Genomic DNA, 26,249 nt, shown 5'->3' with positions numbered 1-26,249 from the left:
CAGGTGTGTCAGGTGTGGGTCAGGCTTCGGCAGACGGCGCGTCGGCCTTGCGCGAGACGGCAGCGGCGGCCAGTTCGGCGGCAACCGCCGGGGCGCCCTTGCCATTGAGCAGGCGTGCCAGGACGTCCTGGACCACCGGGCTCTTGCCCACCACGCCCTCGATGGCCTTGCCCACCGACAGCGACTTGGCGAAGGAGTTGAAGAAGTCGCCTTCGCCGCCGACGATCTCGATCTTGGCCTTGCTGAGGGCCGCCGACAGCACTTCGGCCTGGTCCTTGGCGATCTCCTTGTTGGCGGCGATGGCGGCCATCGCTTCCTCGAAGTTCTTCTCCAGTTGCATGCGGAACTCTTCGTGGGACCGCGCGCTGTCGCTGAGGGAATCCAGGGCACCGAACTTCTTGCCCAGGCCTTCGGCTTCGGCGTTCAGGCGCTGCAGCAGCACTTCGGCTTCGGCCGAACCCAGGTCCTTGGTGGCCTTGGCCTTGGCCGCGCCCAGTTGCTCTTCGCCACGGGCCTGAGCCCCGAGTTTCTCTTCCATGACCTTGGCTTCGGCCAGGCCGTCCTTCTCCTTGGCCGCCGCCTGGGCTTCCATGATGCGGGCGTCGGCCAGGCCTTTTTCCTGCTCGCCACGGGCTTCGGCAATCAGTTGCTCGGTGCGGACGCGGGCTTGCGCCAGGCCTTCTTTTTCCTGGGCCGCTGCAGTGATTTCCAGCACGCGGGCATCGGCCAGGCCAGGCGCGGCGCGCTCGGCTTCCAGGCCTTCGGCCAGGCGTTTCTTGGCTTCGGCCTGCTTGGCCGCGGCTTCCAGCTCGGCCTGGGCCAGGTTGTTGATTTCCACCGCCTTGTGCTTGGAGCGGGTTTCGTCGGCTTCGGCCTGTTTGACCTGGCGCACCAGATCCTGCTCGGCTTCGGCCTGGGCCTGGATCACCACCACTTGCTTGGCACGCTCGGCTTCGGAAACCTCGCGCACTTCCTTGATCCGCTCTTCTTCCTGGGCCACGGTCTTCTCCACCGCGACCCGCTCACGGATCACCGTGGCGATGTTCTTGCGCTGCTCTTCCAGGGCCTTTTCTTTCTCGATGCGCTGCAGTTCCACTTCACGCTCGCGGGCCACCACTTCCAGGTCCTTGGCGCGGGTGACTTTCTCCACTTCGATGACCACCGCGCGCTGGCGGTTCTGCTGGGCCACTTCGACTTCGCGCTGATGGTTCTCGGTGCGCACGTCGATTTCCTGCTGCGCCTGGATACGGGCCTGTTCGGCCTTCAGACGCTCTTCTTCCTTGACCTTGGCGGTCTCGGCTTCCTCGCGGGCGCGGATGGTTTCGATCTCGCGCTTCTGCCGCGCTTCGGCATCGGCCTGCTGGCGTTCCAGCGACAGCGAGGCTTCGCGGGTCTCGACGTTCTTCTTCTGGATCGCCAGTTCCTGGTTGCGCTCCAGTTCGTTGGTGATGACGTTCTGCGCCGCGGTCAGCTCGGTGATCTTGCGGATACCCTCGGCGTCGAGAATGTTGCTCGGGTCCAGGGAATGCTTGGCGGTCTGCTCCAGGTAGTCGATGGCCACGTCTTCCAGCACATAGCCGTTGAGGTCGTTGCCGATGATCTCGATGATGCGGTCGCGGAAGTCCTGGCGGTTTTCGAACAGCTGGACGAAGTCAAACTGCTTGCCCACGGTCTTCAGCGCTTCGGAGAACTTGGCGTTGAACAGCTCGTTGACCGCGGCGCGGTCGGAGGCGCGGTCGACACCGATGGCCTTGGCCACCTTGAGCACGTCTTCCTGGGTTTCATTGACCCGCAGGTAGAAGGCCACGGTGATGTCGGCGCGCATGTTGTCGCGGCAGATCAGACCATCCTTGGCCCGACGGTCGACTTCCAGGGTGATCAGCGAGATGCGCATGAACTCCTTGAGGTGGATGACCGGGTACACCAGGGCGCCGGTGAAGTGCACCTTGGGGGTCGAGGACATGTCGTTGACGATCAGCGCCGTGCCTTGGGGGACCTTGATGTAGAAGGCCTTGAACAGGGCCAACAGGCCGAAGACCACCAGGACGACGAGGCCGATCCCGAGCAGGATGGGCAGCAGCGACGGTAAATTCATGCAATCAATCTCCTTTGATTCTGAGGAAGCCCGGGCTCAGAGGCCGCGAAACTCGTCCTCGGTAATGACCCGATAGGCGTGTTGCGCCTCCAGATACTCCAGTAACACGACGCGATCGCCGCGTTTGAAAGCTCGCGCCTCATCGGCACGCACACGCAGGATCAGGCCCGCGCCGCCGTTCTCGAGCACGGCTTCGCCGTGTTCCAGGGTGACTCTGCCGCTACGCACCACAGCGGTCTGCCCCAGCACCGACTGGCTGCTGGTAGCTTCCATCTTGTGAAACAGCGGGCGCAGCGGGCGGCAGATGGCCGCGCTGATGGGCGCTGCCAGAAACAGCGCAACCACGGCCAGCAACAGGCCCAGGGGATAGCGCAGCCAGCCCAGGGGCAGGTGGCTGAGGACGTAGAGTTCGGCGAAATAGGTCAAAAACCAGCTGAAGAACATCAGCAGGGTCAGCACCAGGGTGACCGGCACCCCGTTGAGCTTGAACTTGATCAGCAGCCCGGCCAGGCCTTCGCCGGCGTGGGCGCTGTCGAGCAGCGAGTCGGCCTCGAAGTCCAGCAGGTCGACTTCAAGCATGCCCATGGCCACCACGGCCCAGTAGATCACGGCCAGGCAGAGCATGAAGCTGAACAGCACTGTGGGGAACGACAACACTGTCTGCAGGAAGATTTCCATTGCTTTCCTATCCCTGAAAAAGCCGGGCAAGGCCCGACGACCCCGCCCCTACAACACAACGATGAATCAGGACTTGTTACGGTCCTTGAGGCGCGCCAGCACGCTGTCGGCGCTGGTGCTGCCGGCGACGATCCCGGCCTCGCGCAACTTGGCGTCCAGGGCGTCGTCGGGGTTGCTGGTGCTGGCCAGCTCCGCTGCGGCTTCCATCTTCGCCGCACGCTCGGCCTGCTTCTGCTTGATCCGCTCCAGGGACTCCACCGCGGTGTGCAGCTTGCTCTGGGAGCCGCCGTAGCGCTGGGCCACGGCCTGCTGGGCCTTCTGCACGCTCTCGGTGGCCTTGACGGTATCCACCTGCTGTTTCAAATGTTTGATATTGCCCTCGGCCTGGGTCACGGCCTTGCGCAACTGGGCCACGCTGGCGGCGAAACCGTCGGCCTGCTCGCGCTCCACGGCCAGGTCGTTCTCCAGGTTGGCGATTTTCTGCGCCACTTCCTGGGCGAGCTGTTCGTTGCCCGACTCCAGGGCCTTGAGGGCGTAGGTTTCATATTCGGCGATCTTCGCCGCGCTGCCATTGGCGCGCTCGGCGGCGAGTTTCTGCCGGGCCATGATCTCGGCCAGGGCCTCCTTGGACTTGCGCAGTTCCTGATCGGCGTCGCGGATTTCCTGATCGAGAATCCTCAGTGCCTGGCTGTCCACCAGGGCTTCACCCGCTTCGTTGGCGCCACCGCGCAGGGCGGTAAGCAACTTGCTCCATACGTTCATGTGCATTCCTCCAGGTCAGGCCTGAGCCTTCAGGTAGCCTTCATAGGCCTCGGTAGCCCTGATCACGTTGCTGGCCAGGGTTTCGATCTCGTAGAGCACGTTGGAGAGGATCGAGGTGGCGCTGAGCGCGCCGAACATCATGTAGAAGCGCTCGCCGCCAAGACGGGTTTCCAGGCCGATGCTCGACAGCGGGAACAGCTGGCGGCTGAGCAGGACTTCTTCATTGAAGGCCTGCACATCGGTCACTTCGCTTTGCGGCCAGAGCAGGGCTTCGACCAGGATCTGCTCGCCGGACAGGGCAACGAACAGCGGCAGGTCGCCGTATTCGCGCATGGTCACGTGCAAGCTCGGTTCGGCGCCTTCAAGCAGCTCAACGCAGGCTTCGCCGCTGCTGAACAACTCGGTGGCCATCAGGGCCTGGCACAGCGATCGGGCATTCCAGATCTGCGGCATGCTCATTTCTCCATCCTTTTCCACAGGAGCCAGCCCCTTGGAGGGCTGACGCAGTTTGCGTTCAACCGCCAGCAACGCCTGGGCGTTCTCCGGCAGTATCCAGACTTCCTTTTTCACCAGGCCCTGATCACGCAGGCGCTGGCGGAATAAACGTTGGTAATGGGCTGAGGATTTGTTTTCCATGGCGCACAGACTAGAGCATCACATGTAAGGAGTTCAATTCATCACATGTAAGTTTTTGATCGGGTATTTGTAACGAGATTTATCAGACTTGCCGATCCGGCAAGAGCACAGGCTCCGTCACGGACATAGACCAGATTGCGTCCTTTGCAAGCGCGTTCTCTCCAAAGGCGTCATTAAACCTGTCACCAAAGGGAATGAGAAGCACAATTGTCTGCGCAGCCACCCGGAAATAATCAACGCGGGCCGGCACCGGACGCTGACTTAATCACGACCAATGGTCTAGGCTAGGCGGATTTTCTTGCCCAGCGGATGCCCCATGAACAGTCTCAGCAAGCCCCTCGCCGGATTGAAAGTGATCGAACTCGGCACCCTGATCGCCGGCCCCTTCGCCTCGCGCATCTGCGCCGAGTTCGGTGCCGAGGTGATCAAGGTCGAATCCCCGGACGGCGGCGATCCGTTGCGCAAGTGGCGCAAGCTGTATGAAGGCACTTCGCTGTGGTGGTTCGTCCAGGCGCGCAACAAGAAATCCCTGACCCTGAACCTCAAGCACCCCGAAGGCCTGGCGGTGCTCAAGCAGCTACTGGGCGAAGCGGACATCCTGATCGAGAACTTCCGCCCCGGCGTGCTGGAGAAGCTCGGCCTGGGCTGGGACGTGCTGCACGCCCTGAACCCGAAACTGGTGATGGTGCGCCTGTCCGGCTTCGGCCAGACCGGACCGATGAAGGACCAGCCGGGCTTCGGCGCCGTGGGCGAATCCATGGGTGGCCTGCGCTACATCACCGGCTTCGAGGACCGCCCGCCGGTGCGCACCGGAATCTCCATCGGCGACTCCATCGCCGCTCTGTGGGGCGTGATCGGCGCCCTGATGGCCCTGCGTCATCGCGAGGTCAACGGCGGCCAGGGGCAAGTGGTGGACGTGGCGCTGTACGAGGCGATCTTCGCCATGATGGAGAGCATGGTTCCGGAGTTCGACGTGTTCGGCTTTATCCGCGAACGCAGCGGCAACATCATGCCCGGCATCACCCCGTCGTCGATCCACACCAGCGCCGACGGCAGGCATGTGCAGATCGGCGCCAACGGCGACGCGATCTTCAAGCGCTTCATGCACCTCATCGGCCGCGACGACCTGGCCAACGATCCCGCGCTGGCCAGCAACGATGGACGCGACACTCGCCGCGACGAACTGTACGGGGTCATCGATCGCTGGGTGGCGTCCCTGCCCCTGGAACGGGTGCTGGAGCAACTGAACCAGGCCGAAGTCCCGGCCAGCCGGATCTTCAGCGCCGAAGACATGTTCAACGATCCGCAATTTCTGGCCCGGGAAATGTTCCTCCAGGCCAAGCTGCCGGACGGCAAGGCCTTCAAGATGCCCGGCATCGTGCCGAAACTCTCTGAGACGCCCGGCTCCGCGGACTGGGTCGGCCCCGAACTGGGCGAACATTCGGCACAGGTCCTGGAGGGCCTGGGCTACAGCAGCGAGCAGATCCAGCACTTGCGCAACTCTGGGGCAATCTAACCTGAAACAGCCGTCTCACACCGACGCTCCACAACCGGCACATCGACGCTCGAACCCCGGCCTTGGCCGACTGACGATGGCGCTCGCGGTGTGCCTGCTGTGGCTGCCCTGCCCACCCGGCCACGCCGGGGAAATGCTCACCTGGCTGCTGCGCGACCTGCCCCCCTTGAATGTGTTCGAAGGCCAGCAGAAAGGCCGCGGCGTCATCGACCTGCTGATGCCACAACTGATCGCCAGCCTGCCCGAGTACCAGCACGAGCTGGTCCGGGTCAATCGCGCCCGAGGCATGCAGATGCTGCGCGAGCCCAGCTTCACCTGCGACCCGGCGCTGATCTGGAGCAAGGAGCGCGCGCAGTGGGTCGCCTACTCCATCACCAGCTTTCGCGTATTGAGCAATGGCCTGGCGATCCGCCGCGCCGACCGCGAACAACTCGCGCACTTCCTGCATGACGGCAAGGTCGACCTGCATGGCCTGCTCGAGAGCGGCAAGGAACTGATTGGCGTGGTGGCCGAGCGCAGCTACGGGCAACAGCTCGACAACCTGCTACAGCAAGTGTCGCCGCAGCAGATTCGCGCCCACTATGGCAACGACGCCCTGGGCAGCCTGCTGCAGATGCAGCGCCTGGGCCGCCTGCAACTGCTCCTGGGCTACTGGCCGGAAATCCGCTATCAGGCCATGCAGCAGGGTATCGACCCGCAGGATCTGGAGTTCTATCCGATCGAAGGCACCAGCAAGTATCAGGAAATCCACGTCGGCTGCTCCGACACCCCACAGGGCAGGCAGGCCATCACCCAGATCAACCAGGCCCTGCTCAAGCTGCGCGAAGAGCAACTGGTGGAGCTGTATGCCGCCTGGCTGGACCCCGGAATGCGCGACGAATACCGCGCCGACGCCCGCGCCTACTTCCAGGACCTGCACGACCACTGACAAATCCCGGGCAAAAAGAAACCCCGAGAAGTGGGGAGACGACTCGGGGTTAAACGCGGTCTTTGACGACCGGTATCAGCCGGCTGCAAGCACCGGAGCACAATGCCTGATCCTGCTGATACTGAGTCTGACTGATACGACTGGCGGAAGGTTCCGTAAAAATTTGCATCAGCGGTGCTGATCGAACACCTTGCCTTCGGCGGCGTGGCGCAAGGCTGCGATCACGCAAGGCTCCAGCCGCCCTTCAGCGATCAACACATCACGGTGCAGCCCATCGACCACATCGGTCAGCAGGCGCTTGTCGGTGAGCTGGGCCTGATTGACCTCACGCTCCACGACAATCGCACCAGCGGTATTCTTCAGCCTCACCAGGCATTCACCGTGGGCGCCACAGGGCATCAGCGTGACCTGGTAGGGACTCAACGACTCACTCAATAAAAGACTGATACTTTCCATCTAGATCACCACTCAATAGCTCGAATTAGAGGTTCGAAAACAAAAATGCCGGTAGCTTTCTGACATTCAAGTGACCATCGCTCAGAGAAGAAAGTTCGCCACGCCTACTGCTGCCGACCTGAGTCAATCGAGCATGCACGGGTAACATGACAGATATAAAACGGCCAACCAGGCGCAACCCACGCCGCCGTTGCATTGGAGCCCAAGCTTTGAAAGCAATGTCGAACCACAGATTGCGCATCATCCTTGCCGACGACCACCCGATCTTCCTGATCGGCCTGCGTGCCGTGCTGGAGCAAAACGACAGCTTGATGATCGTCGGTGAAGCCCGATCCCCCTCCGCCCTCGTCCAGTTGCTGCAGGACACGGAATGCGATGTGCTGGTAACGGATTTCATGATGCCCGAGGAGCAACAGAACGACGGCCTGCGCCTGATCGAACAACTGCGCCGGCATCATCCCGATCTGCCCATCGTGGTGGTGACCATGCTCAACCACGCCGGACTGTTCCGCTCGATCCTCGACCTCGGCGTGATGGGCCTGCTGAGCAAGGCCAGCCTGGCCGATGAGTTGCCGTCCGCCATTGCCCGGGCACGACAGCACAAGCGCTATGTCGCCCAGGCCATCAGCCGGGCCCTGAGCCTTGCCGGCGAAGTGGGCCCGGATCGCCTGGTGTCCAAGGACCAGTTGTCCCCCCGGGAGCTGGAAGTAATCCGCCTGCTGGCCGCCGGCCATGCCGTGGGGGAAATTGCCACCCGGCTCAACCGCAGCAAACAGACCGTCAGCGCACAGAAAGTCAGCGCCATGCGCAAACTGGGTCTTTCCAGCGAAGCGGCGCTATACATCTACGTTCAGGAACATGGGCTGTCCTAGGCACACAAACCGGCCAACTGCTCGCCCGGCCCATTGCATCCCGCTCCTGAAGTTTCGACCAGCCATTGGCGCAACTCGGCGGCGCTCATCGGTGGCGCGATAAAACAACCCTGCAGATGAACCGCCCCCAACGCCCTGGCCGCCAAACAGTCGGCCTCACTCTCGATACCCGTCACCACCACCGCCAGGGACATGCGCCGAGCCATGCTCGTGGCGCCACCGACCAGTGCCAGCTTGCGTTCATCGGCCGCCATGCCTGCAACAAACACCGGAGGGATCTTCAGCTCGGTGAAAGGCAGCTCCAGCAGGCGCTGCAGACTGGTGCCCCCGGTACCGAAATCGCCAATGGACAACTTGCAGCCCAGCATCCGCAGGCGCAACAGTGCCTCGACATGGGCGCTATCGGTTTGCAATTGGGTGGTGTCGACCAGCTCCAGGGTCAACATCCGCGCCGGGACTTCGAAGCGCCTCAGCAAGGCTTCCAACTGCCGAGGGAACAGCGGCCGCTCAAGGATGCCGGTGGGAATGTTCACCGCAATCGGCAGCCAGTAGCCCAGCACCAGCTTCACTCCGGCCACCAGCTCAAGTGCCTGCTCCAGCATGTGCCAGGTGAAGAGTTCTTGCAGGCCGGCGAACTCGATCAGGGGAAGAAACTCGCCCGGCATCAGCAAGCCCCGCTCGGGATGCTGCCAGCGGGCCAGTGCCTCGACACCCTGCAACCCGCCCTGCTGGTGGATGACGGGCTGAAAGTGCGCCACGCCACAACCCAGCACCGCCGCCAGCCCCTCGTCCGTGGTCACAGGTTCGCGAACAAAGGGTTCAAGGCCCAGCAAGTCCCGGAGCAGTGTCTGATTCAGCTCGGGGCCATCGGCCCTGGAGTGCAACTGATAGGCACAGAGCAAGTCGCCAATCACCGCGGCCGACGCCGGTTTTGGCAGGCATGCGAGCACTTTCAGGCCCAATTCACGGGCCATGCCGGACGCGCCCTCAAGCACATCCGGCTCCGCGTCGCTGAGAATGATCAGGGCCTTGGCCTGCTGGTGCCGGGCCAGATCACGGATCAGTTCCAGGCCGTCAGCCTGCTCCAGGTACAGATCGCAGATGGCGATATCCACCGGCCCCTTGCTGTCCAGCGAACGCCGCGCGGATGCCACGTTCTCGGCAGCCAGCACGTTGAAAACGCCATTGGCGTTGAGCATCTGGTGCAAGGCCATCAACTGGAACGAGTTATCTTCGAGAATCAGCACGTTAAGCGTATTCATGGGGGGCAACCTCCGAGACGGCGCAAGTGAAACAGTCCACTACGAGCCGACACGGTAGTCAGATATTTCCTAACCACACATAGGACAAGTCTTATTCGTCCAGAGCCGCCTGAATGTCGCTACGCAAGATCCCGATAACGTCTCGCAACTCCGGCCAATGACTGGCCAGCGCCTGCGCCTGCTGCCCCTTGACCACCTCTTCCAACGCGATACAGACCTTGGCCAGGGGCAAGGCGTCAATCAGGCAACACACCCCCTTGAGACGGTGCAAGGTGCCTCCCAGGCCCCGCCAATCCTGCGCCGCCAGGGCCGCCTCCAGCGCCTGCTGCTCCTCGTCGAGATTACGCAACAACTCCTGCAACATGCGCTGCAGCACCGGTTCATCGGCCTGAGTCATCCCGCGCAAGGTCTGGATATTGAATGACGGTGACGGCAGGAAACGCGCGAGGGACTGAGCCAATTGATCCAGGGTCACCGGCTTGACCAGCAATTGATCCATGCCGGCACGCTCGCAGCGCTCTCGCTCGTCTTCGAAAGCATTGGCGGTACAACCGATCACCGGACAGCGCCGACGCCCCTCTTGCGCCTCGATCCGGCGGATGGCCTCGGTCAGTGCATAGCCGCTCATCTGCGGCATGTTGCAATCGGTCATCAGTACGTCAAAGGCCCCGGAACGCCACTGCTGCAGCGCCTCCTGGGCATTGTCACAGGCCACGACCCGGTGTCCGAGAAACATCAACTGCTGGCTCAGGACCATCCGATTGGCGCTCAAGTCATCCACCACCAGCACCTCGATGCTGCGACTCGGCGGGCGCTCGGCAGACGGTGACGCCTGAGGCTCAAGATCGTCGCTGACCCGTTCCGGATACAGCTCGAGGGTGACCACGGTTCCCGCACCCGGTTCGCTCGACAGGTGAATGCGCCCGCCCATCAACTCGATCAGCTGCCGACAGATGCTCAGGCCCAGCCCGGTACCGCCATACGTCGAGGAGGTCATGGCGTCGGCCTGAACAAAAGGCGTGAAAATGTTCGCTTGCTGCTCGGCACTGATACCCGGGCCGGTGTCCGCAACACTGATGCGCAGGCACTCGATACCGGACTCGTCGGGCTGACGCTCGACCGTCACCCGCACCTCACCTTCCGCGGTGAACTTCAGGGCGTTGCTCAACAGGTTGTGCAGGACCTGGCGCAAGCGCAGCGGGTCGAAGAAATAACGGCCCTGGGCCTCTGCGTTGAACACCAACCGTAAATGCACCCCCTGATTACGCGCCGTCACCTCGAACAACTGCCGAACACTCTCGAAAAACGGCTTGAGGGCGGTGACCTGTGGCACCAACTGCATGTGCCCGGCTTCGATCTTGGCCAGATCAAGGCTGTCCCCCATCAGGCTGATCAACTCCTGGGCGGAGCGATAGGCCACCCGCAAGGCCTCGGAGAAGGGCGCGCCCCGGACCCTGGCCTGCTCCTTTTCCAGCTCAAGCAAGCCGACGATGGCCGTCATGGGCGTGCGGATCTCATGGCTCATGGTGGACAGAAATGCGCTTTTCGCGGCATTGGCCTGATCGGCCGCCTGACGCGCCTCCACCAGCTGATTCTCCAGGCGCTTGCGCTCGGTGATATCGATCCAGCCGCCCAGCAAGCCTTGCAGGAGCCCGTCGGCGCTATAGAAGGGCACTGTCCATTGATAGGCGTGAATCGAACCATTGCGCGTCTCCACCTGCCGATCGGCGAACACCGACGCCTCGCTGGCCAGCAATTGCATGATCTCGCCATGCAACTGGCGAGCGGTGGCCGCAGGCAACAGGTCCAGCTCGGTCAGTTGTCGTCCGCGAATCAGCTCCAGGCTCGTCCCCAACTGCTGCTCGTAACTCTTGTTGCAAGTGATCAGGCGCCCTTCCAGGTCTCGGACAAAGATCGGATTGGGAATACCGTCGAGCAGAGCACGCATGAACACCAACTGATCATTGAGTCGTTGCTCGGCCTGCAATCGCTGCTGAATCTGGCGCTTGAGCCGACTGCTCCAGGCCAGGGAGGCCAGCCCGAACAGCAGCGCCGTGGCAATGGCCCAGTAGACCCAGGTCGGCACACGCTGCCAGGCCGGCATCGGCACCGGCGTGGCCCCCAGCCACTTGAGGCGAATGGCACTGAGCTCCGCCACCGGCAGCGCCTCCAGCGACTTGTTCAAGATGCTCAGCAGTTCGGGCTGATCCTTGCGCACGGAAAACTCGTCAGCCGACCAGGTGCCTTCGACACTGCGCCCGACCCGCAACCCGTCATCGGCCGCCCCCAGCGCCTGAACCTGGACCTCATTCTGAATGGTTGCCCGGGCCTCGCCACTACTCACCAGGGCCCGCGCCTCTTCATCGCTGGCGACACTGCGCAAGCGGATATCGGGGTAGTTGCGGCGAATGTAGCTCTCAAGGGTGTGCCGGGCCGGCAGCGCCAGTACCTCGCCTGCCAACTGTTCCAGGCTGCTCAGGCGCCGATCCTCCGGGCGCACGACAAAAACCCAGGCGGCACCACCAAAGGCATGGGAAAAATTCAGGAACAGTCGCCGGTCTTCACTGGCCGTGAGGGTCGAGTTCATCTGCGCCTGCCCGCTTTCCAGCAGCTCCAGGGTCTGCGCCGTGGTAAGGCTCTCCTTGTGCACAAAATGCAGACCGGTCATGCGCGAGATGCGGTTGAGCAAATCGATGTTCAGGCCAGCCCAGCGCCCCTCCTTGTCCTTGAACACATGGGGCGGATACTGCTGGGACGCGACCATCACATGCGGGTGCTGGAGAATCCAGGCCTGCTCCTCGGCGCTGAGTTCGATGCGCTCACCCGAGATATTCGCCCCCAGCCCGGTGGTCCAACGGGCCTGTATTTCCCGCTGCAGGGACTCGTCGATGCTCTGCAGCGCCTGCTCCAGCATGCCCGCCAGCAGCACGTTGTCATCCCGCGTGGCAAAGGCAAAGCCCGTCGGCGGCAGGCGGCTTTCATCCTGGATCCGTACCGCCAGATAAGGGCGCAGGGCCTGGTAGGCGCGGACGATGATCTCATTGCCGATGAAGGCGTCGGCATCGCCCTGATTCAATGCCTCCAAGCCGCTGTAGAGGTTCGGCGAGAGCATGATCTGACTGTTCGGATACGCCGCATGAACCTGCTCGGCGTTGGCATAGCCATCCAATAACACCAGTTTCTTGCCGGCCAGGTCATCGCCGGAGCTCACCCCGTCACGACGCACCACCACTACCGCCCTGTCAGGCATGTAGTCACTGGTGAAACGCAGCCCCGAGACACCGCGCTCATAGCCATTGGCACTGGTCAGGACATCGATACTGCCGTTGCGCAGCGCTTCAATCGCCTGCTCTCGCTCGGAAAACCCCAGGACCTCCATCGTGACACCCAACCGCTCGCCCACCAGCGCCAGGTAGTCGGCGCTGATTCCTTGATAGCGATTGCGGTCCCGGGTGATATCAATGGGCTGGTAGTCATCGATGGCGATGCCGACCCTCAGCGTCTTATGCGTCGCCAGCCACTGGCGTTCGGCAGGTGCCAGGGCCAGGGGTTCCAGGTCAACGAAAGCCGGCACCAGCTTGAAGGGTAGATTCTTCGTCGCAGCCGCCAGCAACGCGCCACAGAACAGGCAGGCCAGCAGGCCCCCGACAAGCCGCCACAAGGCAAGTGACATGCAATGGGTTTGGCGGTTGCTCATCCGTGCCTCCCTGCCCCAGCCGGGCCAAGCTCATGCAACAGGTGCGAGAAAAAACAAAGCCCGTCAGGAGACGGGCTTCGTGGACGACAAGACCATCCGGTCAGAGCGGCTTGCCACGATTGCCGTGCTGGCTGACGAAAGCCTGCACCGCTTTCAGGTCGTTGGCCAGGACCGTGCAGCGTTCTTCACGCTGGAACAGGTCGGACAGGTGCGCCGGCAGCTCCAGGGCCTTGCCGACACCGGCCTTCTCCACGGCATCCGGGAACTTGACCGGGTGCGCGGTGCCCAGGACCACCATCGGCGTGTCCAGGTTGCGACGGCATTCACGGGCGGCCTTGACGCCGATCGCGGTGTGCGGGTCCAGCACTTCGCCGGTCTGGGCGAAGACTTCGGCGATGGTTTCGCAGGTCTGCTCGTCGTTCACCGCCAGGGAATCGAACAGCTTGCGCGCTTCGGTCCAGCGATCCTGCTCGACACTGAAACCGCCGCCTTGCTTGAAGCTGTCCATCAACGCAGCCAGGGCCGCACCGTTGCGACCGTGCAGGTCGAACAGCAAGCGTTCGAAGTTCGACGACACCATGATGTCCATGGACGGCGACAGGGTCGCGTGCAGGGTTTCCTTGACGTACTGATTGCCGCTCATGAAGCGGTGCAGGATGTCGTTGCGGTTGGTGGCGACGATCAGCTGGCTGATCGGCAGGCCCATGTTGCGCGCCAGGTAGCCGGCGAAGATGTCGCCGAAGTTGCCGGTGGGCACCGAGAACGCGATGGAGCGCGCCGGACCGCCCAACTGCAGGGCCGCGTGGAAGTAGTAGACGATCTGGGCCATGATCCGCGCCCAGTTGATCGAGTTCACCGCCACCAGGCGCGTGCCCTTGAGGAAGCCCTGGTCGGCGAAGCTGGCCTTGACCATCTCCTGGCAGTCGTCGAAGTTGCCTTCGATGGCGATGTTGTGGATGTTCTCGCCGAGGATGGTGGTCATCTGCCGGCGCTGCACTTCCGATACCCGGTTGTGCGGATGCAGGATGAAGATGTCGACGTTGTCGCAACGCTTGCAGCCTTCGATGGCCGCCGAACCGGTGTCACCGGAGGTGGCGCCGATGATCACCACGCGCTCGCCGCGCTTCTCCAGCACGTAGTCCAGCAGGCGACCCAGCAGTTGCAGGGCGAAGTCCTTGAACGCCAGGGTCGGGCCGTGGAACAGCTCCAGCACCCACTCATTGCCATTGAGCTGACGCAGCGGCGCAATGGCGTTGTGGGAGAACGCCCCGTAGGTTTCTTCGAGGATCTTCTTGAAGTCGGCATCCGGAATGCTGCCGGTGACGAACGGGCGCATGACCCGGAACGCCAGCTCGTGATACGGCAGGCCGGCCCAGGAAGCGATTTCTTCCTGGGTGAAACGTGGCAGGTTCTCCGGTACGTAGAGACCGCCGTCGCTGGCCAGACCGGCCAGCAGCACATCTTCGAAATTCAGGGCCGGTGCCTGGCCACGAGTACTGATATAGCGCATGGGGACAAACCTTCGGTTTGAGCTGCAAGTTGCAAGCTACAGGCGACAAGTCAGAGCAGTTGCGCTTCTGGCTTGCCGCTTGGAACTTGAAGCTTGCCGCTGCTTCAATTGAGATGTTCGACGCGGATACGGACCACTGGGCCTACGACGCCCTGCAGGGCCTCCAGCGCGGTAATCGCATCGTTGATGTGCTGCTCCAGAACGCGGTGGGTCAGCAGGATCATCGGCACCAGGCCGTCCTGCTCTTCCACTTCCTTCTGCATGATCGATTCGATGTTGATGCCACGCTCGGAAAGAATGCTCGCCACCTGGGCCAGTACGCCCGGGTGATCCTTGGCCTGGATGCGCAGGTAGTAGGCGCTTTCACAGGACTCGATCGGCAGGATCGGGTGATCAGACAGGGAGTCCGGCTGGAAGGCCAGGTGCGGCACGCGGTTTTCCGGGTCGCTGGTCATGGCGCGAACCACGTCCACCAGGTCGGCCACCACCGAGGAAGCGGTCGGCTCCATGCCGGCGCCGGCGCCGTAGAACAGGGTCGAACCGGCAGCGTCGCCATTGACCATGACCGCGTTCATCACGCCGTTGACGTTGGCGATCAGGCGATCGGCCGGGATCAGGGTCGGGTGCACCCGCAGCTCGATGCCCGCCTCGGTGCGGCGCGCCACACCCAGGTGCTTGATGCGGTAGCCCAGGGCTTCGGCGTAGTTCACGTCGGCGGTGGTCAGCTTGGTGATGCCTTCGGTGTAGGCCTTGTCGAACTGCAGCGGGATACCAAAGGCGATGGACGCCAGGATGGTCAGCTTGTGCGCGGCGTCGATGCCTTCGACGTCGAAGGTCGGATCGGCTTCGGCATAACCCAGGGCCTGGGCTTCGGCCAGCACGTCTTCGAAGGTGCGGCCCTTCTCGCGCATTTCCGAGAGGATGAAGTTGCCGGTGCCGTTGATGATCCCCGCCAGCCAGTTGATGCGGTTGGCCGACAGCCCTTCGCGGATCGCCTTGATCACCGGGATGCCACCGGCCACGGCGGCTTCGAAGGCCACGATCACGCCCTTCTCCTGGGCCTTGGCGAAGATTTCGTTACCGTGCACGGCGATCAGCGCCTTGTTCGCGGTGACCACGTGCTTGCCGTTCTCGATGGCCTTGAGCACCAGCTCGCGGGCCACGGTGTAGCCACCCACCAGCTCGATGACGATATCGATCTCGGGGTTGGTGGCCACGGCGAAGACATCGTTGGTAATCGCAATACCGGTCGTTTGGAACTGCGGCTTTGGCGTACGGGTAGCAATTTGCGCTACTTCGATTCCACGCCCGGCACGGCGGGCAATCTCCTCGGCGTTACGCTGAAGTACGTTTAGGGTACCGCCACCGACAGTACCCAGCCCACAGATGCCTACTTTGACCGGATTCACTCTGAACTCCCCATAAAACGGCCGACTCAAGGCCGGCCGTGGAAAACAGCCGCAAACAGCGCGGCTCTCTATTAATGCCCCTCCAGCTACACGCAGAGGGGCATGATCGTCAAAGGCTAGCGTGACGATGCAGGATTATTTCGCACCCAGCGCCAGTTTGGCGATCTGTGGTGCCGGCTGGTAGCCGGGAATTACCTGGCCATCGGCCAGAACGATGGCCGGCGTGCCATTGACGCCGATCGACTGACCCAGGGCGAACTGCTTGGACACCGGGTTATCGCACTTGGCGGCCTTGATTTCCTTGCCGTCGACCATCTTGTCCATCGCGGCTTTCTTGTCCGCCGAGCACCAGACCGCCTGCAGCTGTTCGTCACCCGGCGAGCCCAGGCCCTGGCGCGGGAAGGCCACGTAGCGCACTTCCACACCCTGCTTGTTCAGCGCCGGGATTTCCGCGTGCAGCTTGTGGCAGTAGGGGCAGGTGGTGTCGGTAAATACGGTGATGTGGGTCTTGGTTTCGCCAATGGCCGGATAGACCACAGTTTCTGCGACCGGAATGCCGTTGATCAACTTGGAAATGCCCAGGCGCTCGGTTTTTTCCGTGAGATTCACCGGCTTGCCGTCCTTGAGCTGGAACAGATAGCCCTGAACCACGAACTGGCCGTCGGCGCTGGCGTAGAGCACGCGACTGCCCTTGAGCTTGACCTCATACAGGCCCGCCAGGGGGCTGGCGGTGATGCTTTCCACCGGCACTTCGAGCTGCAGCGTCTCGAGGCTCTTGCGGATGGCTTTCTCGGCACTGTCATCGGCCACGGCGAAGGTGCTGAGCAGCGCCAGGGAGGCGGCGGCAATAATCTGGGTCAAACGCATGGGAACTCCTGAAGGCGGGCAAATGGGCAAACGCCAAGGCTGGTCGGGACCAAACGCGGGCAAACACCCTTTTTGCAAACCGGCAAAGCCTATCACATCTGTTTGCCGGCACCGACTACGGGCGACGCAAAGCGCCGCACGGACGCCCATTCAGCCCCTTGGATGATGTTTGGCGTGCAGATCCTGCAGCCGCGCGCGCGCCACGTGGGTGTAGATCTGGGTGGTGGACAGGTCGCTGTGCCCCAGCAGCATCTGTACCACCCGCAAATCGGCACCGTGATTGAGCAGGTGCGTTGCAAACGCGTGGCGCAGGGTATGGGGCGACAGCGCCTTGCCGATCCCGGCGACCTTGGCCTGGTGCTTGATCCGGTGCCAGAAGGTCTGTCGGGTCATCTGCTCGCCGCGCTGGCTGGGAAACAGCACATCGCTGGGCCGCCCGCCCAGCAACTCGGCACGGCCATCACGCATGTAGCGCTCGACCCAGACAATCGCCTCCTCACCCATGGGCACCAGGCGCTCCTTGCTGCCCTTGCCCATGACCCGCAACACACCCTGGCGCAGGTTGACCTGCTCCAGGGTCAGGCTGATCAGCTCGGTGACCCGCAACCCGCAGGCATAGAGCACTTCAAGCATGGCGCGGTCGCGCTGACCGATGGCCTCGCTCAGGTCCGGGGCGGCCAGCAGCGCCTCGACATCCGCTTCCGACAGCGACTTGGGTAATGGCCGCCCCAGTTGCGGCATGTCGATCCGCAGGGTCGGATCGACTTCAATCAGTTTCTCCCTGAGCAGATAGCGATAGAACCCGCGCAGGCCGGAGAGAAACCGCGCCGTCGAGCGGGGCTTGTAGGCCTGCTCCACGCGCCAGGCCAGGTGATCGAGGATCAACTCGCGACCGGCTCGCGGCAGCTCCAGCCCCTGCTCCTGCAGCCAGCCGTTGAACAGCGCCAGATCGCTGCGGTAGGCGTCGCGGGTGTTGTCGGACAAGCCTTTCTCCAACCACAGGGCATCGAGAAAACGGTCGATCAGAGGGTGGTCGATGGCGGGCATAAAGACTCGAAAGGCGCGGCCCAGGGGCTGCGGGTAAAAAAATAGTGAACTGCACGGAGGGTCGCTAGTCTTTCATAGCCAGCCATTTCAAGGAACAGGGTGCATTGATGAGCGAACAACAGATTCTGCTGGCCTTCGGCGGCATCGGCGTGGCGGCACTGGGCTGCCAATGGCTGGCCTGGAGGCTGAAGCTGCCGGCCATTCTGTTCCTGCTGCTCAGCGGCATCCTGGCCGGCCCCGTGCTCGGCTGGCTCGACCCGCAGGAAATGTTCGGCCCGCTGCTGATGCCCCTGGTGTCGCTGGCGGTGGCGCTGATCCTGTTCGAAGGCAGCCTGACCCTGCACCTCTCGGAATGGCGCGAGATCGGCAGTGTGGTCCATCGCCTGGTCACCCTCGGCGCGCTGTCCACCTGGGCGGTGATCACCCTGGCCACCCATTGGCTGCTGGGCTTCGACTGGATGCTGGCCCTGCTGTTCGGCACCCTGACGCTGGTCACCGGACCGACGGTGATCGTGCCCATGCTGCGGGTGGTGCGCCCCAAGGCCTCGATCGCCAACATCCTGCGCTGGGAAGGCATCGTCATCGATCCCATCGGCGCCCTGCTGGCGGTGGTGGTCTACAGCTTCATCATCGCCAGTGCCGCCGGCGATGGCCTGAGCCACAGCTTGCTGACCTTCGGCGGCGTGATTCTGTGCGGCAGCCTGTTCGGCATCGTCGGCGGCTGGGTCCTGGGCAGCATCATGCGGCGCCAGTGGCTACCGGAATACCTGCACAACCTGGCAAGCCTGGCCGGGGTACTGGGGATCTTCATTGCCTCCAACCAGGTGATGCACGAATCCGGGCTGCTGGCGGTGACCCTGATGGGCATGTGGATGGCCAACATGAAGGGCGTGGACGTGCGGCACATCCTGCACTTCAAGGAGAACCTCAGCGTGCTGCTGATCTCCGGGCTGTTCATCCTGCTGGCAGCGCGCCTGGACCTCAAGGCGCTGATCGCCCTGGGCCCGCTGGTGCTGATCCTGCTGCTGGTGATCCAGTTCATCGCCCGCCCGCTGAACGTGCTGCTGTCCACCGCCGGCTCCAGTCTCAACTGGCGCGAGCGGGCGTTGCTGGCGTGGATTGCCCCACGGGGGATTGTCGCCGCCGCGGTGTCGGCCATCTTCGCCATCCGCCTGGACGAAGCCGGCCATCAGGGCGCGCTGCTGCTGGTGCCGCTGACCTTCGCCGTGATCATCGGCACCGTGGTCCTGCAAAGCGCCACCGCTCGCCCTCTAGCGCGCCTGTTGAACGTCGCCGAACCGGCGCCCAGCGGCTTTCTGATCGTCGGGGCCAACGGTCCGGCCCGCACCCTGGGCAAGGCCCTGCAGCAACTGGGCAGCCGGGTGCTGCTGACCGACTCCAGCTGGGAGAACATCCGCACAGCGCGCATGGAAGGCCTGCCGACCTACTTCGGCAACCCGGCCTCGCAACATGCCGACGCGCACCTGGACCTGGTGGGCCTGGGGCATCTGCTGGCGCTCTCGCCTTCCGGCGAGCTCAACACCCTGGCGGCCATGCGCTTTCGTCATGACTTCGGTCATCAGCGCCTGTTCGCCCTGGCCAACAGCCAGGAAAGCCGGCGCACCGACAAACACCGCGCCAGTCACGAACACCGAGGCCAGCTACTGGGCAGCGAGGCCCTGAGCTACACCAAGCTGGCCAGCCTGCTGGGCCAGGGCGCGGAGCTGTACAGCACGCACCTGACCGAGGCCTTCGGCTGGGATGACTACCAGGCCCTGCACGGCGAACGCGCCACCCTGCTGTTCGCCCGCGACAGCAACGGCTGGGTGCACGTAGTCACCCCGGAGAGCGACCTCAAGCCGGCACCGGGCTGGACCCTGCTGGCGCTGATCCAGCCCGAGTCCCCGTAACCAGCCCCGGTAGGAACCGGCTGCCGGCGAAGAGCCCCGATAGTGTGCTCGCCGGCAAGCCGCCTCCTACGCCGCAAACCCCGGAAGCACCGGCACCGGGCGCTTTTCGTCATCGATGGCGACAAAGCTGAACAGGCCATGGATGGCTTTTTCCCGCCCATCGCAGCTCATGCTTTCGACAAACACCTCGACTTCGACCTTGAGGCTGGTGTTGCCCACCTTCACCACTCGCCCGACCAACTCGACGATCGAACCGGCGGCAATCGGGTGCTTGAAATCAATGCGGTCGGTGGACACCGTCACCAGCGGCAAGCGACAGAAACGCGTGGCCGCAATGAACGAAACCTCATCCATCCAGGCCAGGGCGGTGCCGCCGAACAGTGTGTTGTGATGGTTGGTGGTGGACGGGAATACCGCCTTGGTCACGCGGGTCACCGAGAGTTCGGTACGACGCTGGATTTCTTGCTCACGAGGGGTCATCGAATTACTGCCTGAATGAATAGATCCGCGCATGGGCACGCTGCGGGCATGGAATGCCGATGAGCGCTGTCGGGCAGCGACCAAAGGCTTGAGGGAAACAATCGGGGGCCGCCTGCCTGTGGATAACGTCAGGTCAGGAGCGCCAGGAGGGTGTCACGCGCCCTGGGCGTCCATGCGGGTTGCACGGCGTGGGCGATCACACTTTATTGGGCCGGCGAGTATATCGCCGCCCGCCAGGGGCCGAAAGAACCCGCCAGGGGCCTGAGGCCAACGGCGGCGAGAAAAAATGCGATGATCCGCGCACTGTCAAAGGAGACCCGCCGCCATGGATGCCCCGCTCACGCCTTCACTCGTCACGCACCTGCAACAACGCCTGAATGCCGACCGAGTGGATCATCCAGACTTCATCGGCCCGCCGCTCGACATCAGCCCTCTGACACCCGCTCAACTGGGCAGCCTGTGGCCGGACATCCGCCGGGCCCTGCGCGACCCTGGCAACCCGGCGGCGCAGCAACTGGCGACCGCGATCGTGCAACAGGCCGCGGAACTGGAACTGAGCCCGGCCCTCGATCACAGCGCCCTGCTGGAGGCGCTGCGCAGTTGCCTGACCTGGCCGGAGGCACTGGAGCAACTGGCCTGTTTCAGCGGTACACCCAGCGCCGCCCTGGCCGCGGAGCTGCGCAGGATCCTCGCGGAACCCGGCGCACAGTGGGCGGCGAATTACCCCCAGGCGTACATGCTGACGCAATGGGTGGATGAAGAGGCCCGTGGGGCGCTGCGACGCTGGGTGGAACAGCACCATGGGAATTCGCCCTATGCCCGGCAGGAGTTCGAACTGCTGGGGCAACTGGAGCCGCGCTCACAGCAGGCCCTGGCCGGTAGCGAGTACTGGACTGGCCATCATCACCTGAGCGCCGATCCGGCCAGGGTGTTGATGGATGACGCGGCATACGTCGAATTCTCACAGCAGATTCTCAACACGGCGGCCCAGCGCCTGGACACGATTCACAGCGGCGCCACGCCCTATGTGGCCGATGGCGCCTTTACCACCGATGACACGCCGGTGATCGCCCGCGCCGCGCGGGTCGCCCTGCTGCGCGATGCCCCCTGGCTGCCACCGCTGATGGACATTTTGCTGCCCAAGGCCTGTGTCGCCCCGACCCAGGCCAAGACCGCGCCATCGCAGTCCCTGGCCATTGCCCTGGGGCACTGCATCGAGCAGGTGCCAACCCCGGAAAGCGTGCAGGCACTGCGCAGCGCCCTGAGCCTGGTGCGCCATGCCGGCATCCAGAAAAAACTCGCGCGCAACCTCAAGCCTGCCGAACGCGGCCTGGCCCAACGCCCCGAGATCGCCCTGCGCCTGGCCCCTACCAGCACGCCGGGCAAGGCCCAGCACGGGCTTCTGGCCAACTGCCTGGAATCCGGACTGTGGCAAGCCTTCGAGCTGCCTTTGCGCGACTGGCGAGCGCAACTGGCCGACTCCGCCGTGGGCTCGCCCTTTACCCGCTCATTGATTTGGGTTGCCCACTGCGACCATGACCAACGCCGCAGCTTCCTGCTGGATGCGAACGCGCAAGCGATGGATCCCTGGGGCCAGTCGCTGGACCTGAAGGCCGGGTGCAGGATTTCGCTGTGGCACCCGCTGTCGGCCAGCGCCGAGGAGCGCTACGCCTGGCAAAAGCTGATCAGCCAACGCCGGATCAAACAGCCGCTGCGCCAGGTGTTTCGCGAGTACTACCTGCCGTCCCCGCCAGAGCTGGAAAGCCACCACTGCCAGGCATTCGCCGGCTACAGCCTGTCCATCCGCCCACTGATCGGCCTGGCCCGCCGCGAAGGCTGGAAGATCGACAGGGACGGCGGTCTGAACCGATGCCTGGGCGACGTCCGGGTGAGCTTCGCCGTGAACACGGCGCTGTATCCGGGCCTGGAGGGGCACTGCCTGTCGGGCAGCACAAGCTTTGCCCGGCGCACCGACCGACATTGGCAGCCGATGCAGCTTCAAGATGTGCCGCCCCAGGTGTTTTCAGAGGCCTGCCGGGCCATCGACCTGCTGGTCAGCGTCAGCAGTTTCGCCATCGAGGAACTGGCGCAGAGCGCCACCGGCCAGCCCCTGCCGCAAATGCCGGCAGCCAGGCGTGAACAACGCCTGAATCTGTTGGCCGGGCAGAATCTCACCCAGATGACGCTGATGCGCCGCCACGTACTGGGCATGGCCTTCGCCACACTGATCGAGGAGGGGCTGGTGTCGCTGGAGGGACGTCATGTCCGGGCCGGCGACTATGCGGTGCATCTGGTCAGCGGGCGCGTGACGCGCAATGGGGCACCGGTGGAAGTAGCCCTGGCGGGGCAAAGTGGCAAATTGGCGGCGCTGCCCTGGCTGCCTTACGACGAGGTCCTGCTGGAGCGGATCGCCAATACGGTCTGCGTCCTGCTCAACCGCTCCGGGGATTAAATGACAGGCAACAAAAAAGCAGCCCGTAGGCTGCTTTTTTCTGCATCGGAAGCTGGACTTAAGCCAGTTTTTCCTTGATGCGAGCTGCTTTACCCGACAGGTCGCGCAGGTAGTACAGCTTGGCTTTACGCACGTCACCGCGACGCTTGACAGCCATGCTGTCGATCTGCGGGGAGTAGGTCTGGAAAGTACGCTCTACGCCAACACCGTTGGAGATTTTACGTACGGTGAACGCGCTGTTCACACCGCGGTTGCGCTTGGCGATAACTACGCCTTCGAACGCCTGCAGACGGGAACGATCGCCTTCCTTCACTTTCACCTGAACGACAATGGTGTCGCCCGGGGCAAAGGCTGGGATCTCTTTGGTCATCTGCTCTGCTTCGAGTGCAAGGATGATTTTGTTGGTCATGCTGTGCTCCTAAGGTAAATCGTCGGATCTACCATCGATACGTTGTTAACTATCGTCCCGCTCGCGGAGATATTCCTCGAGCAGCTTCTTCTCTTCTCCAGAAAGCGAGCGGCTTTCCAGAAGATCGGCGCGTCGTTCATAGGTCCGACCAAGGGACTGCTGTAAACGCCAACGCCGGATGTGTGCGTGATTGCCACTTAGCAATACGTCGGGAACACGCTGATCCGCATACACCTCCGGTCGGGTGTAGTGCGGGCAATCCAGCAGACCGTCCGTGAAGGAATCTTCCTCCGCGGAATCCACATGCCCTAAAGCTCCGGGCAGCAGTCGCGTAACCGCATCAATCAGGACCATCGCCGGCAGCTCGCCACCGGAGAGTACATAGTCGCCAATCGACCACTCTTCATCGACATGAGCTTCAATAAACCGCTCGTCAATGCCTTCATAACGACCAGCAATCAGGATCAATGCATCCTCATTCGCCAACTCGCGCACCGCCGACTGATTCAGTTGACGGCCTTGGGGCGACAGGTAGATCACCTTCGCACCCTCCCCGGCTGCGTTTCTGGCCTGAACCAGTGCATCCTCCAGGGGCTTGATCTTCATCACCATGCCCGGACCACCGCCAAACGGGCGATCGTCCACAGTGTGATGTCGATCCGTGGTGTAGTCTCGCGGATTCCAACAGGTCAGCTGCAACAGCCCCTGTTTCACCGCGCGGCTGGTTATGCCGTACTCGCTGATGGCGGAAAACATCTCGGGAAACAGACTGATCACTTCTACGCGCAAGTTAGCCACGCTTAGAAATCCGCGTCCCATTCCACCTTCATCTCGCCCGCTGCCAGGTCGACGGCCAACACGCATTGCTCGGTATAGGGCAACAGGCGTTCGCGATCATCCAGGCTGCCAGCGCAAGGCTTGACCACCATTACATCGTTCGAGCCGGTCTCTAGCAGGTGATCGATCTGCCCGAGCAGTTGCCCGAGGGTGTCGATGACCTTGAGACCTTGCAGCTGGTACCAGTAGTACTCGCCGTCGGTCAGTTCAGGGAACAGGCTGCGCGGCACGCAGATCTCGTAACCGGCCAGAAGACGAGCTTCTTCGCGATCATCAAGACCCTTGAGCTTTGCGACCAGGAACTTGTCGTTCCCGCGTCCGCTGACCAGCTCAACCTGTTTCACGCTACCTTCGCGCTTGAGCGTCCAGGTTTTGTAGTCCAACAGGTTTTTAATCGGATCAGTAAAGGAAAAGACCTTCACTTCGCCGCGAACGCCATGAACAGAGTAGATTTTGCCGATAACGATCAAATCATCAGCAGGAGCTGGCGTCGCGTTCATAGGGTTCAGGCTGCAGCCTTAGCCGATTCCTTCAGCAACTGAGCAACGCGCTCAGAAGGCTGTGCACCCACGCTCAGCCAGTAGGCTACGCGCTCTTGGTTCACGGACAGGCGGACTTCTTGACCACGAGCGATCGGGTTGAAGAAGCCAACTTGTTCTTTGTGCGAACCGTCACGTGGGTTACGGCTGTCGGTCACGGTCAAGTGGTAAAACGGGCGCTTTTTGGAGCCGCCAAGGGCAAGACGGATTGTTAGCATGTGAACATCGTTCCTGTAGTCGGTGCTGCAAATCTAAATGCACAGCGGGCATGGGTGCCCGAAAGGCCGCATATTCTAAGGAATATCCGGACTTTTGCAAATGACTTTTTCCGGCGCCTATCGGCTGCCACTCAGATTTGCTATGGAGCCGCCGCAAGCGGCAGCGAGTGAGCGCGCCCCAATCGAGGGTTTGCCCAGGATTCCACGTCCCCGTGGAAATGCGCCGACATGACTGCCGGCGCGGATTCTTCAGATCTTCGGCATGCCGCCGCCGGGCAACATTCCGCCCATGCCGCGCATCATCTTGGCCATCCCGCCCTTGGCGGAGAACTTCTTCATCATCTTCTGCATCTGCTTGTGCTGCTTGATCAAGCGACCGATGTCCTGCACCTGGGTACCGGAACCCATGGCGATCCGGCGCTTGCGCGAACCGCTGATCAGCTCAGGGTCGCGGCGCTCGGCCGGGGTCATGGAGTTGATGATGGCTTCCATCTGCTTGAACTGCTTTTCAGCGGCGCTCTGTGCGTTGCCCATCTGCGCCAGATTGACGCCGCCGATGCTCGGCAGCTTGTCCATCAGGCCGCCCAGGCCACCCATGTTCTTCATTTGTTGCAGCTGGTCGCGGAAGTCTTCGAGGTCGAAGCCCTTGCCCTTCTTCAGCTTCTTGGCCAGTTTGTCGGCCTTTTCCTTGTCGAGGGTCTGCTCGGCCTGCTCGATCAGACTGAGCACGTCGCCCATGCCCAGGATCCGCGAAGCGATACGCTCAGGGTGGAACGGCTCCAGGGCCTCGGTCTTCTCGCCCATACCGATGAACTTGATCGGCTTGCCAGTGATCGCGCGTACCGACAGCGCGGCACCGCCACGGGCGTCGCCGTCGACCTTGGTCAGGATCACCCCGGTCAGCGGGAGCGCATCACCAAAGGCCTTGGCAGTGTTGGCGGCGTCCTGACCGGTCATGGCGTCGACCACGAACAGGGTTTCCACCGGCTTGATCGCCGCGTGCAGCGCCTGGATCTCGTCCATCATCTCGCTGTCGACGTGCAGGCGACCGGCGGTGTCGACGATCACCACGTCGATGAACTTGAGTTTTGCTTCCTTAATAGCCGCTTCGGCGATGGCCACCGGCTTCTGGCTCAGGTCCGACGGGAAGAAGGTCACGCCGATGTCGTTGGCCAGGGTCTCCAGCTGCTTGATCGCCGCCGGACGGTAAACGTCGGCGGACACCACCATCACGCTCTTCTTCTTGCGCTCCTTGAGGAAGCGCGCAAGCTTGCCGGCGGTGGTGGTCTTGCCCGCGCCCTGCAGACCGGCCATCAGCACCACGGCTGGCGGCACAGCGCTGAGGTTCAAGTCTTCGTTGGCCGCGCCCATCAGGCTTTCCAGCTCGGCCTGGACGATCTTCACAAAGGCCTGGCCCGGGGTCAGGCTGCGGGACACTTCGGTGCCGACCGCACGTTCCTTCACCGAGTTGACGAAGTCCTTGACCACCGGCAACGCGACGTCGGCTTCGAGCAGCGCCATGCGCACTTCGCGCAGGGTGTCTTTGATGTTGTCCTCGGTCAGCTTGGCCTTGCCGGTGACATGGCGCAGCGTCTGCGAGAGACGGTCGGTTAGGTTTTCAAACATGCTCGATCCTTTCAGGCCCAAGGTAGACCGGGGTAATGGCGGC

At 62.9% G+C, this 26,249-nt stretch carries 22 protein-coding genes; 5 read left to right on the top strand and 17 right to left on the bottom strand.

Annotated elements, in window-relative coordinates; genetic code table 11:
• Window positions 1-19: 19 nt before the first annotated feature.
• The 4 genes from PST29_RS05630 to bacA all read right to left on the bottom strand — a co-directional run bounded on the left by PST29_RS05630 (window position 20) and on the right by bacA (window position 4,171).
• On the bottom strand, window positions 20-2,095 hold the full coding sequence (locus PST29_RS05630; protein ID WP_060842570.1) for a flotillin family protein: 2,076 nt from the start codon (window positions 2,093-2,095) through the stop codon (window positions 20-22).
• Window positions 2,096-2,131: 36 nt separating this feature from the next.
• Window positions 2,132-2,773: an OB-fold-containig protein gene (locus tag PST29_RS05625; RefSeq protein ID WP_060837702.1), complete on the bottom strand. Its 642-nt coding sequence runs from the start codon at window positions 2,771-2,773 to the stop codon at window positions 2,132-2,134.
• A 66-nt stretch (window positions 2,774-2,839) separates the two neighbouring features.
• Window positions 2,840-3,535, bottom strand: a complete 696-nt coding sequence (locus PST29_RS05620; protein ID WP_060837701.1) for a PspA/IM30 family protein — start codon at window positions 3,533-3,535, stop codon at window positions 2,840-2,842.
• 15 nt (window positions 3,536-3,550) lie between these two features.
• Window positions 3,551-4,171 (bottom strand): biofilm formation regulator BacA, encoded by a 621-nt coding sequence (bacA, locus tag PST29_RS05615; RefSeq protein WP_060837700.1) that lies wholly within the window; start codon window positions 4,169-4,171, stop codon window positions 3,551-3,553.
• Between the two features lie 316 nt (window positions 4,172-4,487).
• Here bacA and PST29_RS05610 point away from each other — a divergent pair, with 316 nt between their 5' ends.
• Together PST29_RS05610 and PST29_RS05605 are read left to right on the top strand one after the other, a co-directional pair.
• Window positions 4,488-5,687 (top strand): CaiB/BaiF CoA transferase family protein, encoded by a 1,200-nt coding sequence (locus PST29_RS05610; protein WP_060842569.1) that lies wholly within the window; start codon window positions 4,488-4,490, stop codon window positions 5,685-5,687.
• 76 nt (window positions 5,688-5,763) lie between these two features.
• Window positions 5,764-6,615 carry a TIGR02285 family protein gene (locus PST29_RS05605; protein WP_060842568.1) on the top strand — a complete coding sequence of 284 codons (852 nt, stop codon included), beginning with the start codon at window positions 5,764-5,766 and terminating at the stop codon, window positions 6,613-6,615.
• A 168-nt stretch (window positions 6,616-6,783) separates the two neighbouring features.
• Here PST29_RS05605 and PST29_RS05600 read toward each other — a convergent pair whose 3' ends face one another.
• On the bottom strand, window positions 6,784-7,071 hold the full coding sequence (locus PST29_RS05600; protein WP_060837698.1) for a DUF3509 domain-containing protein: 288 nt from the start codon (window positions 7,069-7,071) through the stop codon (window positions 6,784-6,786).
• Window positions 7,072-7,289: 218 nt separating this feature from the next.
• On the opposite strand from PST29_RS05600, the gene PST29_RS05595 reads away from it, so the two are divergent.
• Window positions 7,290-7,943: a response regulator transcription factor gene (locus tag PST29_RS05595; protein ID WP_173655887.1), complete on the top strand. Its 654-nt coding sequence runs from the start codon at window positions 7,290-7,292 to the stop codon at window positions 7,941-7,943.
• On the opposite strand, the gene PST29_RS05590 is transcribed toward PST29_RS05595, so the two are convergent.
• From PST29_RS05590 to xerD, 6 genes are all read right to left on the bottom strand, one after another.
• Complete coding sequence (locus PST29_RS05590; protein WP_060837696.1) at window positions 7,940-9,205, bottom strand: EAL domain-containing response regulator; 1,266 nt, start codon at window positions 9,203-9,205, stop codon at window positions 7,940-7,942. The genes PST29_RS05595 and PST29_RS05590 overlap by 4 nt on opposite strands.
• Before the next feature lie 91 nt (window positions 9,206-9,296).
• Window positions 9,297-12,902, bottom strand: a complete 3,606-nt coding sequence (locus tag PST29_RS05585) for an ATP-binding protein (protein WP_060842567.1) — start codon at window positions 12,900-12,902, stop codon at window positions 9,297-9,299.
• 100 nt (window positions 12,903-13,002) lie between these two features.
• A complete protein-coding gene (gene thrC / locus PST29_RS05580; protein WP_060842566.1) occupies window positions 13,003-14,412 on the bottom strand; it encodes a threonine synthase in 1,410 nt (469 codons plus the stop codon).
• 104 nt (window positions 14,413-14,516) lie between these two features.
• Window positions 14,517-15,821 (bottom strand): homoserine dehydrogenase, encoded by a 1,305-nt coding sequence (locus PST29_RS05575; RefSeq protein ID WP_060842565.1) that lies wholly within the window; start codon window positions 15,819-15,821, stop codon window positions 14,517-14,519.
• Between the two features lie 135 nt (window positions 15,822-15,956).
• Window positions 15,957-16,688 carry a thioredoxin fold domain-containing protein gene (locus tag PST29_RS05570; RefSeq protein ID WP_060837693.1) on the bottom strand — a complete coding sequence of 244 codons (732 nt, stop codon included), beginning with the start codon at window positions 16,686-16,688 and terminating at the stop codon, window positions 15,957-15,959.
• Window positions 16,689-16,838: 150 nt separating this feature from the next.
• Complete coding sequence (xerD, locus tag PST29_RS05565; RefSeq protein WP_060842564.1) at window positions 16,839-17,735, bottom strand: site-specific tyrosine recombinase XerD; 897 nt, start codon at window positions 17,733-17,735, stop codon at window positions 16,839-16,841.
• Between the two features lie 107 nt (window positions 17,736-17,842).
• Here xerD and PST29_RS05560 point away from each other — a divergent pair, with 107 nt between their 5' ends.
• Window positions 17,843-19,645, top strand: a complete 1,803-nt coding sequence (locus PST29_RS05560; protein ID WP_060837691.1) for a cation:proton antiporter — start codon at window positions 17,843-17,845, stop codon at window positions 19,643-19,645.
• Between the two features lie 66 nt (window positions 19,646-19,711).
• On the opposite strand, the gene PST29_RS05555 is transcribed toward PST29_RS05560, so the two are convergent.
• Window positions 19,712-20,125, bottom strand: a complete 414-nt coding sequence (locus tag PST29_RS05555; protein WP_060837690.1) for an acyl-CoA thioesterase — start codon at window positions 20,123-20,125, stop codon at window positions 19,712-19,714.
• Between the two features lie 325 nt (window positions 20,126-20,450).
• Here PST29_RS05555 and PST29_RS05550 point away from each other — a divergent pair, with 325 nt between their 5' ends.
• A complete protein-coding gene (locus PST29_RS05550) occupies window positions 20,451-22,577 on the top strand; it encodes a DUF4132 domain-containing protein (protein ID WP_060842563.1) in 2,127 nt (708 codons plus the stop codon).
• Between the two features lie 58 nt (window positions 22,578-22,635).
• Here PST29_RS05550 and rplS read toward each other — a convergent pair whose 3' ends face one another.
• From rplS to ffh, 5 genes are all read right to left on the bottom strand, one after another.
• Complete coding sequence (rplS, locus tag PST29_RS05545) at window positions 22,636-22,986, bottom strand: 50S ribosomal protein L19 (RefSeq protein WP_009047143.1); 351 nt, start codon at window positions 22,984-22,986, stop codon at window positions 22,636-22,638.
• A 45-nt stretch (window positions 22,987-23,031) separates the two neighbouring features.
• Entirely contained in the window at window positions 23,032-23,805 is a 774-nt protein-coding gene (gene trmD, locus PST29_RS05540) for a tRNA (guanosine(37)-N1)-methyltransferase TrmD (protein ID WP_016967526.1), read from the bottom strand.
• Complete coding sequence (gene rimM / locus PST29_RS05535; RefSeq protein WP_016967527.1) at window positions 23,787-24,323, bottom strand: ribosome maturation factor RimM; 537 nt, start codon at window positions 24,321-24,323, stop codon at window positions 23,787-23,789. Before rimM ends, trmD begins: the two co-directional genes overlap by 19 nt.
• 5 nt (window positions 24,324-24,328) lie before the next feature.
• The gene (gene rpsP, locus PST29_RS05530) at window positions 24,329-24,580 is read right to left on the bottom strand and encodes a 30S ribosomal protein S16 (RefSeq protein WP_007927680.1); all 252 of its coding nucleotides are present in this window, start codon (window positions 24,578-24,580) and stop codon (window positions 24,329-24,331) included.
• A 249-nt stretch (window positions 24,581-24,829) separates the two neighbouring features.
• On the bottom strand, window positions 24,830-26,206 hold the full coding sequence (gene ffh / locus PST29_RS05525; protein WP_060837688.1) for a signal recognition particle protein: 1,377 nt from the start codon (window positions 26,204-26,206) through the stop codon (window positions 24,830-24,832).
• Between the last annotated feature and the right edge of the window lie 43 nt (window positions 26,207-26,249).

Source organism: Pseudomonas sp. St29, from assembly GCF_001547915.1.
Lineage (GTDB): Bacteria > Pseudomonadota > Gammaproteobacteria > Pseudomonadales > Pseudomonadaceae > Aquipseudomonas.
This window is presented reverse-complemented; position numbering and strand designations above follow the sequence as displayed.

What these genes read in the sequence shown, in the direction of transcription:
- PST29_RS05630 (WP_060842570.1), bottom strand. Translation starts at nt 2,095, where the DNA reads ATGAATTTACCGTCGCTGCTGCCCATCCTGCTCGGGATCGGCCTCGTC.
- PST29_RS05625 (WP_060837702.1), bottom strand. Translation starts at nt 2,773, where the DNA reads ATGGAAATCTTCCTGCAGACAGTGTTGTCGTTCCCCACAGTGCTGTTC.
- PST29_RS05620 (WP_060837701.1), bottom strand. Translation starts at nt 3,535, where the DNA reads ATGAACGTATGGAGCAAGTTGCTTACCGCCCTGCGCGGTGGCGCCAAC.
- bacA (WP_060837700.1), bottom strand. Translation starts at nt 4,171, where the DNA reads ATGGAAAACAAATCCTCAGCCCATTACCAACGTTTATTCCGCCAGCGC.
- PST29_RS05610 (WP_060842569.1), top strand. Translation starts at nt 4,488, where the DNA reads ATGAACAGTCTCAGCAAGCCCCTCGCCGGATTGAAAGTGATCGAACTC.
- PST29_RS05605 (WP_060842568.1), top strand. Translation starts at nt 5,764, where the DNA reads ATGGCGCTCGCGGTGTGCCTGCTGTGGCTGCCCTGCCCACCCGGCCAC.
- PST29_RS05600 (WP_060837698.1), bottom strand. Translation starts at nt 7,071, where the DNA reads ATGGAAAGTATCAGTCTTTTATTGAGTGAGTCGTTGAGTCCCTACCAG.
- PST29_RS05595 (WP_173655887.1), top strand. Translation starts at nt 7,290, where the DNA reads ATGTCGAACCACAGATTGCGCATCATCCTTGCCGACGACCACCCGATC.
- PST29_RS05590 (WP_060837696.1), bottom strand. Translation starts at nt 9,205, where the DNA reads ATGAATACGCTTAACGTGCTGATTCTCGAAGATAACTCGTTCCAGTTG.
- PST29_RS05585 (WP_060842567.1), bottom strand. Translation starts at nt 12,902, where the DNA reads ATGAGCAACCGCCAAACCCATTGCATGTCACTTGCCTTGTGGCGGCTT.
- thrC (WP_060842566.1), bottom strand. Translation starts at nt 14,412, where the DNA reads ATGCGCTATATCAGTACTCGTGGCCAGGCACCGGCCCTGAATTTCGAA.
- PST29_RS05570 (WP_060837693.1), bottom strand. Translation starts at nt 16,688, where the DNA reads ATGCGTTTGACCCAGATTATTGCCGCCGCCTCCCTGGCGCTGCTCAGC.
- xerD (WP_060842564.1), bottom strand. Translation starts at nt 17,735, where the DNA reads ATGCCCGCCATCGACCACCCTCTGATCGACCGTTTTCTCGATGCCCTG.
- PST29_RS05560 (WP_060837691.1), top strand. Translation starts at nt 17,843, where the DNA reads ATGAGCGAACAACAGATTCTGCTGGCCTTCGGCGGCATCGGCGTGGCG.
- PST29_RS05555 (WP_060837690.1), bottom strand. Translation starts at nt 20,125, where the DNA reads ATGACCCCTCGTGAGCAAGAAATCCAGCGTCGTACCGAACTCTCGGTG.
- PST29_RS05550 (WP_060842563.1), top strand. Translation starts at nt 20,451, where the DNA reads ATGGATGCCCCGCTCACGCCTTCACTCGTCACGCACCTGCAACAACGC.
- rplS (WP_009047143.1), bottom strand. Translation starts at nt 22,986, where the DNA reads ATGACCAACAAAATCATCCTTGCACTCGAAGCAGAGCAGATGACCAAA.
- trmD (WP_016967526.1), bottom strand. Translation starts at nt 23,805, where the DNA reads ATGGGACGCGGATTTCTAAGCGTGGCTAACTTGCGCGTAGAAGTGATC.
- rimM (WP_016967527.1), bottom strand. Translation starts at nt 24,323, where the DNA reads ATGAACGCGACGCCAGCTCCTGCTGATGATTTGATCGTTATCGGCAAA.
- rpsP (WP_007927680.1), bottom strand. Translation starts at nt 24,580, where the DNA reads ATGCTAACAATCCGTCTTGCCCTTGGCGGCTCCAAAAAGCGCCCGTTT.
- ffh (WP_060837688.1), bottom strand. Translation starts at nt 26,206, where the DNA reads ATGTTTGAAAACCTAACCGACCGTCTCTCGCAGACGCTGCGCCATGTC.